Raw genomic sequence first — 12,943 nt, 5'->3', positions numbered from 1 at the left:
TTTCTTCACCATGCTCGCATGGGTCCGGACGACATCCCTCTTTTCTCGATGCTCAAGAACCGGCTCGGTTATCTGACCGAGCGGCAGAAGGTCGTCGCCCAGAACGTCGCCAATGGCGACACCCCCGGCTACCAGCCGCGGGACCTGAAGCCCTTCACTTTCCAGGCCTCGCTCGACGCCCAGACCACCGGTGCGCCCTATCGCGGCAATGGCGCGGCTCCGGCGGGCCGCCCGGTCCAGATGCTGGCCACCAGCGCCGGCCACCTGGCGCCCTCCAAGCCGGTGAGCCAGTTCCGCTCGCCCCAGGGCCCCGACAGCGAGACCACCCTCGACGGCAACTCCGTGACGCTCGAGGACCAGATGCTCAAGATGACCGATGCGCGCATGAACTACGACGCGGCGGTCTCCTTCTACCAACGCTCCATGTCGATGCTGCGCACCGCCGCGCGTCGCCCGAACGGCTAGAGGACGTCTAGATGGCTGAGATCCGATCCCAGTCGGCGGCGGCGATGGCCGTGGCGGCCAGCGCGCTCAAGGCCCAGCAGGGCCGCATGCGCATCATCGCCGAGAACATCGCCAACGCCAATTCGACGGCCCGCACGGCCGGCGGCGACCCCTACCGCCGCCAGGTGCCGGTGTTCCGTCCCGCCAGGGTCGAGGGCGCCGAAGGCGTCGCCATGGCCCGCGTCGAAGGCGACCAGAAGGACTTCAAGACCGAGTACGACCCCGGCAATCCGGCGGCCGACGCCAAGGGCTACGTCAAGCTGCCCAACGTCGACACGCTGGTCGAGGCGCTCGACATGAAGGAGGCGCAGCGCGCCTACGAGGCCAACCTCAACGTGATCGAGACCGCGCGCAGCATGCAGTCGCGCACGCTCGACATCCTGAAGAAGTAGGGGCCTTAGGCGATGATCACCGCTCTGGCCGCCTCGAAAGCCTACGCCGCCACCGGCGCGACCCCGCTGTCGCTCGGCAAGAGCGTCGGCGAGCCCAAGAAGATGGACTTCGGCGACATGCTGAAGTCGGCGATGACCGACACGGTCCAGGCCTCGCGCCAGGCCGAGCACAAGATCGCCCAGCAGGCGGCCGGCAAGGCCGAACTGATCGACGTCGTCACCGCCATCTCGTCGGCCGAAGCCAGCCTCGAGACCGTGATCTCGATCCGCGACCAGGTGATCTCGGCCTATCAAGAGATCATGCGGATGTCGATCTGACGGCTCGGCCGTCGACGGTCGAACCTAAACCGCAGGCGAGGCGTTGAGAGCTCGAACAAGGAGCTCCACCGCATGAACCTCATCCGTCCTCTTTCCCTCGCCGCCGTCGCCGCCGCCGCGCTGGCCCTGACCGCCTGCGGCGACAAGGATTCCGGCCACGCCCAGAAGACCGAAGGCGAGATCAAGTCCGCCGTCGGCTCGGCCATCGGCGACAAGGAGCTGAAGAAGGAAGGTCAGAAGGACGAGGTGGTCGGCGGCGTGAAGTCGGCCGGCGAAGACATCAAGGAAGCCGCCAAGGACGCCAAGGACTGAACCCAAATCCCTCTCTCTCTGAGAGAGAGGGAGGGGCCCGCGCCGAAGGCGTGGGAGGGTGAGAGGTTACAAGCTCTCCGAATGAAGCTCGGCCGAAAGCGCTCAGAACGCATCGTCATCCCGGAAAACGCGCAGCGTTTATCCGGGACCCAGGGGACTGGGCGCTGTGGCTAGGCTCGCTGTTGTGAAGGTCTCGTCGGCGGCCCCTGGGTCCCGGCTCTTCGCGCTACGCGCTGCGGCCGGGATGACGACTTAGAGGGCGGGTGAAACCTCTCACTCTCCCACCGCTTCGCGGCAGGCCCTCCCTCTCTCAAAGAGAGAGGGGCGGCAGCAATCCCGCCACGTCCACGCCCCGCAGGGCGGCGACAACCCCGGCCCAGACGGCCAGGTTCAGCAGCAGCATCACGGCCACCGCCCAGCGCAGGCGGCGTTGCACGGCCTTGCGGTGCTTGCGGGCCTTGAAGCTCCCTGTCGAGGAGGGGGCGGTCAGGGTTGCGGCCATCGTCATGCTCCACGCCAGCCTAGAACTACCCCCGTTAATCACCATTAACGCGTCTGATTTGGCCTGGTGCAAGCGGGACGGCTTGTCGCAGCGGCGGCTTCCGGGAAAGGTGAGGCGGCATGAACCCAGCGATAGCCCTCGAACAGGTCGGCAAGACGCATGACGGCGCCGTCGCGCTGCAAGGCGTCGACCTGTCCATTCCGGCGGGCCAGTTCGTGGCCCTGGTCGGCGGTTCGGGCGCGGGCAAGACCACGCTGCTCAAGACCATCAACGCCCTGTCGCCGCCGACCGCGGGCGTCGTCAGGATCGACGGAACGGCGGTCAACGCCCTGGACGGTCCGGCCCTGCGCCGCCGCATCGGCTATGTCTTCCAGGAGATCGGTCTCTTTCCCCACATGACCGTGGCCGAGAACATCGGCGTCGTGCCGGCCCTGCTGGGCTGGGCCAGGGACGAGATCGCCGCCCGGGTGGACGAACTGCTCGACCTCGTCGACCTGCCGCGCGCGGTGGCCCAGCGCCGTCCCGCCGCGCTGTCGGGCGGTCAGCGCCAGCGGGTGGGCGTGGCCCGGGCCCTGGCTGGCCGGCCCTCGATCCTGCTGATGGACGAGCCGTTCGGCGCGCTGGACCCAATCACCCGCCAGGCGCTGGGCGACGACGTGCGCCGCCTGCACCAGGCGCTGTCGCTGACCACGGTGATGGTCACCCACGACGTGGCCGAGGCGCTGCTGCTGGCCGACCGGATCGTCGTGCTCGACCAGGGCCGGATCATCGCCGACGCCGCGCCGCGCGACCTGATGGCGGGCGGCGACGACCCGCGCGTCGAGGCCCTGATGGCCGCGCCGCGCCGCCAGGCCGAGCGGGTGAGGGCGCTGCTGGATGGCTGAACTGCTGGCCCTGCTGCCGCAACGCCTGGCCTGGCACGCGGCCCTGTCGGCCGCCGCCCTGGCGCTGGGCCTGGCCGTCGCCCTGCCGCTGGGCTTCGCCGCCGCGCGCCGGCCGGGGCTGCGCTGGATCGCCCTTGCGATCACGGGCCTCGTCCAGACCATCCCGAGCCTGGCCCTGCTGGCGCTGTTCTATCCGCTGCTGCTGCTGCTCTCGAGCCTGGCCAAGGCCACGCTGGGCTTCGGCTTTCCGGCGCTGGGCTTCCTGCCGGCGCTGCTGGCCCTGTCGCTCTACGCCATGCTGCCGATCCTGCGGAACACCGCCGCGGGCCTGGCCGGCGTCGACCCGGCCGTGACCGAGGCGGCCCGGGGCGTGGGCATGACCCCGCGCCAGAGCCTTACGAAGGTCGAACTGCCCCTGGCCGCGCCGGTGATCCTGGCGGGCGTGCGCACCGCCGCCGTCTGGACCATCGGCGGCGCGACCCTGGCCACGCCCGTCGGCCAGACCTCGCTGGGCGACTACATCTTTTCGGGCCTGCAGACCGAGGCCTGGGACATGGTGCTGGTCGGCTGCGCGGCCTCGGCCGCCCTGGCCCTGGTCGTCGACCAGTTGCTGGGCCTGGTCGGACGCGGACTGGAGCGGCGCAAGCCCGTCCTCTGGGGCGGCGCGCTGGCGGCGCTGGGCCTTGGCCTGGTCGCGGCCCTGGCCCCTCTGGCGGCGCCGGCCCTGAGCCCGCGTCCAAAGGCCTATGTGATCGGGGCCAAGAACTTCTCCGAGCAGTACGTGCTGGCCGAACTGATGGCCCAGCGGCTGGAAGGGCGGGGCGCCCGCGTCGAGCGGCGGATCAACCTCGGCTCGGCCGTGGCCTACCGCGCCCTCGCGGCCGGAGAGATCGACGCCTATGTCGACTATACCGGCACCCTGTGGGCCAACGTCCTGCACCGCACCGACAATCCCGGCCGCCAGGCGGTGCTGGGCGCATTGAAGACCGAGCTTTCCCGCCGCGACGGCGTCGTCCTGGCCGCGCCCCTGGGCTTCGAGAACGCCTACGCCTTCGCCATGAAGCGCGAGCGGGCCCAGGCCCTGGGCGTGAAAAGCCTGGCCGATCTTTCCGCCAAGGCGCCGAGCCTGGTCATGGGCGGCGACCTGGAGTTCTTCTCGCGGCCCGAATGGGCGGCGGTCGACAAGGCCTATGGCCTGAAGTTCAAGGCCCGCCGCCAGTTCCAGCCCACCTTCATGTACCGCGCCCTGGCCTCAGGCGAGGCCGACGTCATCTCGGCCTTCTCCAGCGACGGGCGCATCGCCGCCAACGACCTGGTGGTGCTGGCCGACCCGAAGGGCGCGCTGCCGCCCTACGATGCGGTGCTGCTGGTCTCGCCGGGGCGGGCCGATGATCCGCAGCTGAAGACGCTGGCGGCGTCGCTGTCGGGCAAGCTGACGGTCGAGGCCATGCGCCGGGCCAACTACGCCGTCGATCGCGACGCGGGCAAGCAGTCGCCCGCGGCGGCCGCGCGCGAACTGGGCTCTGGGGCTCGATGAACTTCGTCCGCTGAAGCTTTGTTTGCGGCCGCTTCGCCGTTGGGGCAGGTTGCGCGCCATGAGCAAGCTTACCTACACGGCGGCGCTGTCGGCGCTGGCCGGCGTCGCCCTTTTCGCCTCCGCGCCGGCCCAGGCCGCCGACCAGGTGAAGCCCGATCCCAAGCTGGTCGTGGTGATCTCCATCGACCAGTTCAGCGCCAACCTGTTCGAGCAGTGGCGCGGCCAGTGGAAGGGCGGCCTCGGCAAGCTCGGCCGCGAGGGGGTGACCTATCCCAACGGCTATCAGTCGCACGGCATGACCGAGACCTGCCCGGGCCACTCCAGCCTGCTCACGGGCGCCTACCCCAACCGCACCGGCATCGTCGGCAACAACTGGTACGACGCCACGACCGGCAAGAAGTCGTACTGCCTGCTCGACGAAACCGTGACCCTGGCCGCGCCGTCCGAACAGGACCCGGTCAGCCCCAGGAACCTGATGGTCCCCACCTACGGCGAATGGCTCAAGGCCGTCTCGCCCAAGAGCCGCGTCTACGGCGTCTCGGGCAAGGACCGCGGCGCCATCACCATGGCCGGCCACGATCCGGACGGCGCTTTCTGGTACCAGGCGGGCTTCGGCTTCACGACCTACGTCAAGCCGGGCGAGGACGCCGCGACCAAGCTCAAGCCCGTCGCCGCCCTGAACGCGCGCCTGGCCGCCGAGCAGAAGAAGAAACCCTTCGTCTGGACCTACGAGAACAAGGCCTGCGCCGCTCTCGAAAAGACCTGGACCACGGGCGAGCGCACCTGGGACGCCAAGCTGCCGCGTCCGCTGCCGACCAATGACGCCGAGACCCTGCGCGACCTGTCGGCCAGCCCCTACACCGACGCGGTGACCCTGGAGGCCGCCGCCGCCCTGCGCGACGAGTTCGGCCTGGGCGACGGCCCGCAGGTCGACGTGCTGACCGTCAGCCTGTCGGCCACCGACTTCATCGGTCACCGCTACGGCACGCGCGGTCCGGAGATGTGCGACCACCTCAGCCGCCTGGACGCGCGCCTCGACACCTTCCTGTCGCGCATCGGCAAGGCCAAGGGCGAGGTGCTGGTGGTGCTGAGCGCCGACCACGGCGGTTCGGACTTCCCCGAGCGCCTGCACGACGAGGGCTACGACGTCTCGCGCATCGCCACCTCGGCCTGGCTGAAGGGCCTGAACCAGCAGCTGCGCATGGATCTTTCGCTCGACTACGACCCGCTGGTCGCGCCGGGCGGCATCGACACCCTGGTGATCGTCGGCGCCGACAAGAAGACCCCGCCGGCCGTCGAGCGCGCCCGCATCGCCTCGGCCGCCCTGGCGCTGGTCCGCTCGCGTGGCGAGGTCGCCGAGGCCTATGAGATCAACGACCTGCTCACCACCCCGCCGGTCGCCAAGGGAACCTCGCCCGACACCATCAGCGTCAAGGAACGCCTGCGCCGCAGCGCCTATCCGGGCCGGTCGGGCGACATCCTGGTGGCCTTCAAGCCGAACCTGGTGCCGGCGACCGCCAGCACGACCTATGTCGCCACCCACGGCACGCCCTGGGACTACGACCGCCGCGTGCCGATCCTGTTCTGGTGGAAGAACGCGCAACCGCGCGAGCGCATCCTGCCGATCGAGACCGTCGACATCGCCCCGACCATCGCCGCCGTCACCGGCGTGCCGATCCCCAAGGCGATCGACGGCCGCTGCCGCCCGCTGGGCGCGGGCCACGACTGCTGATCCTGGCTGGAAGCATCGCTTGAGAGAGGGGGCGCGGATCCTGGTCCGCGCCCTTTTTCAATGCCGGAGCATCAGGGCGACCAGGTCGGCCGCAAACGCGATCGCCACCCAGCCCACGGCCAGTCCGACGAAGGGGTGGCGCTGCCACCAATGCAATTTCAATTCCGTACGCATGACAGTTTCCCGACTGATCGGTGAAGCTTGCATGTCATTGGATAGTTTCGCCAGCAACTAATGCGGGGCGCCGCTGCGTCACCTCTGCGGCGCGGTGACGCAGGCGCGGTGTTAACAGTCCCTAACTCCCTGTTAACCATGTCGGGGGCAGTGTGCGCGTCACACCAAACCGACCAGAGCGTACGCAGAAAGCCCGTTCATGACCGGAGCCGAAGTCCTCGACGTGGGTCGCGACGCGATCTGGCTGACCCTGCAGCTGTGCGCGCCCGTGCTGATCGTCGGCCTGGTGGTCGGCGTCGCCATCGGCCTGTTCCAGGCCCTGACCCAGATCCAGGAAGCCACCCTGGTCTATGCGCCCAAGATCGTGGCCATCTTCATCTCGCTGCTGCTGTTCCTGCCGCTGATGGGCGCGCTGATGTCTGGCTTCATGCGCCAGATCGCCGCCCGCATCGCGGCGATGTAGGGAAGGGCGGGGCGTGGACAGCTTCGCGACGACCGCCCAGGTCTATGTCGCCGGTCTGGTCTTCGCCCGGATCGGGGCCATGGTCATGCTCATGCCGGGCATCGGCGAGCAGGCCGTACCGCCGCGCATCCGCCTGGCCTTCGCCCTGCTGATCGCCGTCGTCCTGACCCCGGTGGTGGCCAAGACCGTCGGCCCGCTGCCCACCACGCTGGGCGGCCTTGCCGGCCAGGTGATCCACGAGATCCTCATCGGCCTGATGATCGGCGCGGTGCTGAAGCTGTTCATGAGCGCCCTGACCACGGCCGGCGAGATCATCTCGCTGCAGACCACCCTGTCGTTCGCCCAGACCACCAACCCGTCCGGCGCGCCGTCCAGCACGGCTATCGCCACCTTCCTGTCGATGCTGGGCCTGACCCTGGTGATGGCCACCGACCTGCATCACCTGTTCATTGGCGCGATGGCGCGCTCGTACGAGCTGTTTCCGTTCACCAAGACCGTGCCGGTCAACGACGCCGCGGCCCTGGCCGTGCGCACGGTGGCCCAGAGCTTCATGCTCGGGGTCCAGCTGGCCGCGCCGGTGATCGTGTTCTCGATCGTCTTCAACCTGGCGACCGGCCTCGTGGGCCGGGTCATGCCCTCGTTCCAGATCTTCTTCGTCACCTCGCCGCTCAGCGTGATCCTGGGCCTTTCGTTGCTGGCCCTGTCCCTGGGCGGCATCGCCATGGTGTGGAGCGATCGCTATCGCGATCTGCTCGGCGTCTTCAACTAGGGGCGCGCCGTGGCTGACGATACGGACCAGGAATCGAAGACAGAAGATCCGTCAGCCAAGAAACTGGCGGACGCCCGCAAGAAAGGCGACGTCCCCAAGAGCGCCGACATCGCCCAGCTGGCCTCGCTGGCCGGAGCCTTCGGGGCCGTGGTCATCGCCGGCGGCTGGCTGACGCGCGACCTCGTCCAGTCCCTGATGCCGTTCATCGCCCAGGCCGGCCAGATGGACGTCGAGGGCGGCGCCCAGATCATCGCCCGCAAGGCGGTGCTGGCTGCGCTGCCGCCGCTGATCCTGGTCATGCTGTGCTCGGGCGTTCTGGGCGCGGCCGCCAACATCGCCCAGTCCGGGTTCATGTTCACGGGCGAGAAGATGAAGCCCGACCTCAACAAGCTGGATCCGCTGAAGGGCCTGGGCCGCATCTTCGGGCCCGACGGCATGATGCAGTTCGCCAAGTCGGCCCTGAAGTTCCTGGTCACCGGCGTCATCGCCTGGTTCGTGCTCAAGCCCGACGCCGACATGGTGACGGGCCTTGTCGGCATGGACCCGGCCGCCATGCTTCCGCTGGCCGTCGACCTCTGCAAGAAGCTGTTCTGGGCGGTGCTGATCTTCCTGGTGGTCACCGCCGGCTTCGACTGGTTCTGGCAGCGCCTGCGCTTCAACAAGCGCATGCGGATGACCCTGAAAGAGGTCAAGGACGAGCACAAGGACAGCGACGGCGACCCGCACATCAAGGCCAAGCGCCGCCAGATCCAGATGCAGCGCTCGCGCCAGCGGATGATGCAGGCCGTGCCCCAGGCCACCGTCGTCGTCATGAACCCGACCCACTACGCCGTGGCGCTGAAGTACGAGCAGGGCGAGACCCCCGCGCCGATCTGCGTGGCCAAGGGTCTGGACGAACTGGCCCTGAAGATCCGCGCCGTGGCCGAGGAGGCCGGCGTCCACGTGCTGGAGGATCCGCCCCTGGCGCGCGCCCTCTACGCCGCCGTCGAGGTCGACCAGCAGATCCCCGCCGAGCACTTCGAGGCCGTGGCCAAGGTCATCGGCTTCGTGCTCAGCAACAAGCAGTCCAAGCGCCGCGCCTGGGCCGACTGATCGGCCGTTGATCCTTGTAGGGATCAGCCGGGAAATCATATTTCCGCCGTAGAATCAGCAGCCTGCTTGATAAACGCGCTCTAGCGCCGCGTAAGGAGTATCCTTACCGGACGAATCGTCGGGGCCTCTTCCCCGCAAAGTTGCAGAAGGATTTCGGTCGGCATGGCCGAGACGCCCGCGAAAGACATGACGGCGACCCGCCGCCGCGCCGACCCCCTGATCTGGGGCGCGGCCGTTTTCTTCGTTCTCGCCGCCGGCTTCGCCACGGCCCCGGCCCTGCGCGCCGGCCCGGCCACCCTGGCGGGCCTGCTGCTGCTGGCGGGCGTCGCGGGCGTCGCGATCCTGGGCCTGGTGGCCATCCGCGCCTCGGCCGCCCACGACAACGGCGTCGACGTGGTCGACAGCTTCATCGACGCCCTGGGCGAGCCTGCGGCCCTGACCGCCGCCGACGGCCGCATCCTGTCGGCCAACCAGGCCTGGCGCGACACCCTGGGCGAGGCCCGCCGCCTGCMCAAGGACGCTGCGCTGTTCTCGGCCCTGGTCCGCGCCCGCAAGGGCGAGGCGGCCGAGGGCGTGATCGTGGTCGCCGGCCACGACCGTCCCGCCCTGGCCGCCCGCGTCGCCGGCGGCCGCCTGCTGGTCCGCCTGCCGGCCGTGGTCGAGCCGATCGCCGCGCCGCTGCCGCCCACCGCGCCGGTCGTCGCCCAGGCGGCCCCGCCGCCGCGTGCGCTCGACGCCTTCTCCGGCGCCTCGCCGTTCGGCGCGGCCCTGCTGGAGGGTCTCGACCCGTTCAACTCGCCGATCCTGGAGGCCAACCCGGCCCTGTCGGCGATGACCGGCGCTGTGCGCGCCGGCATGACCCTGGGCGAGCTGATCGATCCGCCTTCGCGCGCCGAGGCCGAGACCCGCCTGGCCGAGGGCAAGGCCGGCCCCTTCGAGGTGCGCCTGGCCCGCGATCCCTCGCGCATCGCCCATCTCTATCTCTACCGCGCCGACGGCCGCCTCGTGGCCTATCTGATCGACGTCTCCGAGCAGAAGCAGATCGAGCTGCAGCTGGCCCAGGCCCAGAAGATGCAGGCCATCGGCCAGCTGGCCGGCGGCGTGGCCCACGACTTTAACAACCTGCTCACCGCCATCCAGCTGCGCCTGGACGAGCTGCTGCATCGCCACCCGGTCGGCGATCCCTCCTACGAGGGTCTCAACGAGATCCGCCAGACCGGCGTGCGCGCCGCCGACCTGGTGCGCAAGCTGCTGGCCTTCAGCCGCAAGCAGACCGTCCAGCGCGAGGTGCTGGAGCTGGGCGAGCTGATCTCCGAGTTCGAGGTCCTGCTGCGCCGCCTGCTGCGCGAAGACGTCAAGCTGATCACCGACTACGGCCGCGACCTGCCGCAGGTGCGGGCCGACAAGAGCCAGCTGGAGACGGCGGTCATGAACCTGGCCGTCAACGCCCGCGACGCGGTGCGCGCGGCCAAGGGCGGCGGCGTGGTGCGCATCCGCACCGCTCGCCTCAACGAGGACGAGGCGCGCAGCCTGGGCTTCCCCGGCGCCGAGGGCGACCAGGCCTTCATCGAGGTCAGCGACGACGGCCCCGGCATCCCGCCCGAGGTGATGGGCAAGATCTTCGACCCGTTCTTCACCACCAAGCCGGTGGGCGAGGGCACGGGCCTGGGCCTGGCCACCGTCTACGGCATCGTCAAACAGAGCGACGGCTGGATCCACGTCCACAGCCGTCCGGGCGAGGGCGCGGCCTTCCGCATCTTCCTGCCCGTGCACGAGCCGACCCCGGCCCAGGCCGCCGCCGCGGCCGTCGCGGTCGCCGAGCCGCCCAAGCCCCGCGCCGCCCGCGACCTGTCGGGCGCCGGCCGCATCCTGTTCGTCGAGGACGAGGACGCCGTGCGCGGCGTCGCCGCCCGCCTGCTGCGCGCCCGCGGCTACGAGGTGCTGGAGGCCAGCGACGGCGAGGAGGCCCTGGTCATCGCCGAGGAGAACGCCGGCCAGATCGACCTCCTGATCAGCGACGTGATCATGCCCGGCATCGACGGCCCGACCCTGCTCAAGAAGGCTCGCGGCTATCTGGGCAACGCGCCGGTGATGTTCATCTCCGGCTATGCCGAGGCCGAGTTCAGCGACCTGCTGGAAGGCGAGACGGGCGTGACCTTCCTGCCCAAGCCGATCGACATCAAGACCCTGGCCGAACGGGTGAAGCAGCAGCTGCAGGCGGCGTAGAGGCTATTCTCTTCCGTAGAACCCCTGCGAAAGCGGAGGGGCAGGTTTTTCCTGCAACCCGCGGCGCTTGGCGCCAGAACACCTGGGGCGCCGCCTTGGCGGAGGGCTTTAGGCGTGATCCGGGGGGACAGGGCCTGCTCGCTGAGTTATCGTCAGCCATGGCCGATGGTTTCACCTTCGATATCGACGCCGAACTCGCCGAACAGCTTACGGCCGCAGCGGCCGCAGCGGCCGAGGCGGGCGTGTCGCGTGAGGCCTATGTGCGGGCGCTCCTGGAGCAGGAGACCCATGGTGGCCCCAACTGGGTGATCGCACGGGCGAGGGCCTACGATTTCGATCGGACCGGCGAGGCGATGACGATCGACGAGGCGTTCGCGGAACTCGACGCCATGATGCTCGAACGGCGGGCCCGCAACGCTTGAGCCACCGCGTGATCCTGGCGCTCGCCGTCCGGCGCGACCTGGAACGATTAGCCGACTTTCTGGTGGCCAAAAGCCCGCGCGCCGCCGAGCGAGCGCTGATTACGATCAGAGCTGGTATTGATTCCTTCGGGACCTTCGCCCTACGCGGGCGCGTCGTCCAAAACGGCTTGCGCGAGCTTACGATCGCGTTCGGACGCGACGGTTATGTCGTCCAGTATCACGTAGAAAACGATCGTGTTCTCGTGCTGCGGCTTTTTCACGCCCTGGAAGACCGGGGCGCCTGATCGTCACCCCCGCCGCAGCAGCACCGTCGGACTGTCCTTGTAGGTCGTGCGGGTCTGCTCGACGAAGCCGGTCTTGGCCGCCAGCGCCAGGGAGGCGGCGTTGTCGGGGTGGATGATGCAGACCACCGGATCCTGGCCCCATCGGCGCTGCCCCCAGGCCAGGCCCGCGTTCACCGCCTCGGTGCCGAAGCCCTGGCCGTGCGACCAGCTGGCCAGCACCCAGCCCATTTCCGGCACGCCCTCGAACGAGGGCTCGATGTCGCGATGGAAGTCGGCGAAGCCCACTTCGCCGACATATCGTCCCGTGGCCGTCTCGCGCACGGCCCAGTAGCCGTAGCCCAGCAGCGCCCACAGGCCCCGGGCGCGCAGCAGCCGCGCCCAGCTCTCCTCGCGGGTCGAGGCGCGCCCGCCGACATAGCGATAGACCTCCGGCTCGCACCACATGGCCACGCTGTCGTCGAAGTCCGAGATCTCCGGCGGGCTCAGGGTCAGGCGCGGCGTCGTCAGGACGGGCAGGGAAGGGGCGCGGGCGGCGAGGTCGTCGAGGGGCGGCATCGGAGTCCGGGTTTGCTGAGGAGCGACGGCGCAGCCTATACCGCGCGAAGCATTTTCGAGCGAAGCGGACGCCGGTTCGCGTGAAGAAAATGCGCGAAGACTGGAGTCTTCGCCAGGAAGGGACTCGTCAGTTCATGATCGCGCCGCAGGACGCCGTCGCCGCCCGTCGAAAGCTCACCAACCGGCTGATCGCCGGCAAGGACGCCGGGCGCCTGGTTCCCTTCTTCACGACCGACGCCAAGGTCATCGCAGGCGACGGCTCGCTGCTGCTGGGCCGCGACCAGATCATCGAGGCCTTCGCCGGCCAGTTCGCCGATCGCGACTTCGTCTCCTACGTCCGCACCAGCGACCTGATCGAGATCGACGCCGACGGCGTCCGCGCGGCCGAGCGCGGCCGCTGGGTGGGAACCTGGAAAGGCGAGGGCGCGACCCAGAGCGGAACCTACCTGGCCACCTGGCGCAAGGTCGCCGGCCAGTGGGTGATCGAGAACGAACTGTTCGTGACCCTGGGCTAGGAAGCGCCTCCACGGTACGTTCCTGACGGACGCCCCGCGCCCTCTCCATAACCATCACAGTAAAAGCGCGTGACTGCGAAGCCGTGCGTCCTTCGAGGCTCTCCTTCGGCTCGCACCTCAGGATGAGGAAGTGGGTTGCACTGAATTCCTCATCCTGAGGCGCCCGCGCAGCGGGCCTCGAAGGACGCAAGCCGCAAGCCAAGACCCTCCCCCTCTGGGGGAGGTGGCCCGAAGGGCCGGAGGGGCCCGAAGGGCCGGAGGG

16 protein-coding genes are annotated in these 12,943 nt (G+C 69.4%); 14 read left to right on the top strand and 2 right to left on the bottom strand.

Features of this window, described 5'->3' with window-relative positions; translation table 11 throughout:
• Window positions 1-18 precede the first annotated feature (18 nt).
• From flgB to AC1DCG_RS14885, 4 genes are all read left to right on the top strand, one after another.
• Window positions 19-465 carry a flagellar basal body rod protein FlgB gene (flgB, locus tag AC1DCG_RS14900; RefSeq protein ID WP_477030984.1) on the top strand — a complete coding sequence of 149 codons (447 nt, stop codon included), beginning with the start codon at window positions 19-21 and terminating at the stop codon, window positions 463-465.
• An 11-nt stretch (window positions 466-476) separates the two neighbouring features.
• Entirely contained in the window at window positions 477-896 is a 420-nt protein-coding gene (gene flgC, locus AC1DCG_RS14895; RefSeq protein WP_165259144.1) for a flagellar basal body rod protein FlgC, read from the top strand.
• Between the two features lie 12 nt (window positions 897-908).
• The gene (gene fliE, locus AC1DCG_RS14890) at window positions 909-1,214 is read left to right on the top strand and encodes a flagellar hook-basal body complex protein FliE (RefSeq protein WP_101718891.1); all 306 of its coding nucleotides are present in this window, start codon (window positions 909-911) and stop codon (window positions 1,212-1,214) included.
• A gap of 72 nt (window positions 1,215-1,286) precedes the next feature.
• A complete protein-coding gene (locus tag AC1DCG_RS14885) occupies window positions 1,287-1,526 on the top strand; it encodes a CsbD family protein (protein WP_205691650.1) in 240 nt (79 codons plus the stop codon).
• Between the two features lie 310 nt (window positions 1,527-1,836).
• On the opposite strand, the gene AC1DCG_RS14880 is transcribed toward AC1DCG_RS14885, so the two are convergent.
• Window positions 1,837-2,028 carry a hypothetical protein gene (locus AC1DCG_RS14880; RefSeq protein ID WP_477030985.1) on the bottom strand — a complete coding sequence of 64 codons (192 nt, stop codon included), beginning with the start codon at window positions 2,026-2,028 and terminating at the stop codon, window positions 1,837-1,839.
• A gap of 119 nt (window positions 2,029-2,147) precedes the next feature.
• On the opposite strand from AC1DCG_RS14880, the gene AC1DCG_RS14875 reads away from it, so the two are divergent.
• The 9 genes from AC1DCG_RS14875 (at window position 2,148) to AC1DCG_RS14835 (ending at window position 11,611) form a co-directional block, all read left to right on the top strand.
• Entirely contained in the window at window positions 2,148-2,912 is a 765-nt protein-coding gene (locus tag AC1DCG_RS14875) for an ATP-binding cassette domain-containing protein (protein WP_477030986.1), read from the top strand.
• A complete protein-coding gene (locus AC1DCG_RS14870) occupies window positions 2,905-4,449 on the top strand; it encodes a glycine betaine ABC transporter substrate-binding protein (RefSeq protein ID WP_477030987.1) in 1,545 nt (514 codons plus the stop codon). Before AC1DCG_RS14875 ends, AC1DCG_RS14870 begins: the two co-directional genes overlap by 8 nt.
• Before the next feature lie 58 nt (window positions 4,450-4,507).
• Complete coding sequence (gene phoY / locus AC1DCG_RS14865) at window positions 4,508-6,181, top strand: alkaline phosphatase PhoY (RefSeq protein ID WP_477030988.1); 1,674 nt, start codon at window positions 4,508-4,510, stop codon at window positions 6,179-6,181.
• Window positions 6,182-6,554: 373 nt separating this feature from the next.
• The gene (gene fliQ / locus AC1DCG_RS14860; RefSeq protein WP_058349392.1) at window positions 6,555-6,818 is read left to right on the top strand and encodes a flagellar biosynthesis protein FliQ; all 264 of its coding nucleotides are present in this window, start codon (window positions 6,555-6,557) and stop codon (window positions 6,816-6,818) included.
• Between the two features lie 13 nt (window positions 6,819-6,831).
• Complete coding sequence (gene fliR / locus AC1DCG_RS14855; protein ID WP_165259139.1) at window positions 6,832-7,587, top strand: flagellar biosynthetic protein FliR; 756 nt, start codon at window positions 6,832-6,834, stop codon at window positions 7,585-7,587.
• Window positions 7,588-7,596: 9 nt separating this feature from the next.
• The gene (gene flhB, locus AC1DCG_RS14850) at window positions 7,597-8,679 is read left to right on the top strand and encodes a flagellar biosynthesis protein FlhB (RefSeq protein WP_165259137.1); all 1,083 of its coding nucleotides are present in this window, start codon (window positions 7,597-7,599) and stop codon (window positions 8,677-8,679) included.
• Between the two features lie 162 nt (window positions 8,680-8,841).
• Window positions 8,842-10,905, top strand: coding sequence for a cell cycle histidine kinase CckA (gene cckA / locus AC1DCG_RS14845; RefSeq protein WP_477041536.1), 2,064 nt, complete (start codon window positions 8,842-8,844; stop codon window positions 10,903-10,905).
• Between the two features lie 158 nt (window positions 10,906-11,063).
• The gene (locus AC1DCG_RS14840; protein ID WP_477037285.1) at window positions 11,064-11,327 is read left to right on the top strand and encodes a hypothetical protein; all 264 of its coding nucleotides are present in this window, start codon (window positions 11,064-11,066) and stop codon (window positions 11,325-11,327) included.
• A gap of 8 nt (window positions 11,328-11,335) precedes the next feature.
• Entirely contained in the window at window positions 11,336-11,611 is a 276-nt protein-coding gene (locus tag AC1DCG_RS14835) for a type II toxin-antitoxin system RelE/ParE family toxin (protein WP_477030992.1), read from the top strand.
• A 3-nt stretch (window positions 11,612-11,614) separates the two neighbouring features.
• On the opposite strand, the gene AC1DCG_RS14830 is transcribed toward AC1DCG_RS14835, so the two are convergent.
• Entirely contained in the window at window positions 11,615-12,166 is a 552-nt protein-coding gene (locus AC1DCG_RS14830; RefSeq protein WP_477030993.1) for a GNAT family N-acetyltransferase, read from the bottom strand.
• A 134-nt stretch (window positions 12,167-12,300) separates the two neighbouring features.
• On the opposite strand from AC1DCG_RS14830, the gene AC1DCG_RS14825 reads away from it, so the two are divergent.
• Window positions 12,301-12,681 (top strand): YybH family protein, encoded by a 381-nt coding sequence (locus AC1DCG_RS14825; RefSeq protein WP_165259130.1) that lies wholly within the window; start codon window positions 12,301-12,303, stop codon window positions 12,679-12,681.
• Window positions 12,682-12,943 lie beyond the last annotated feature (262 nt).

The organism is Caulobacter sp. 10L414 (genome assembly GCF_056395525.1).
The sequence above is the reverse complement of the archived record's forward strand: the minus strand, read 5'-3'. Positions and strand labels throughout refer to the sequence as shown.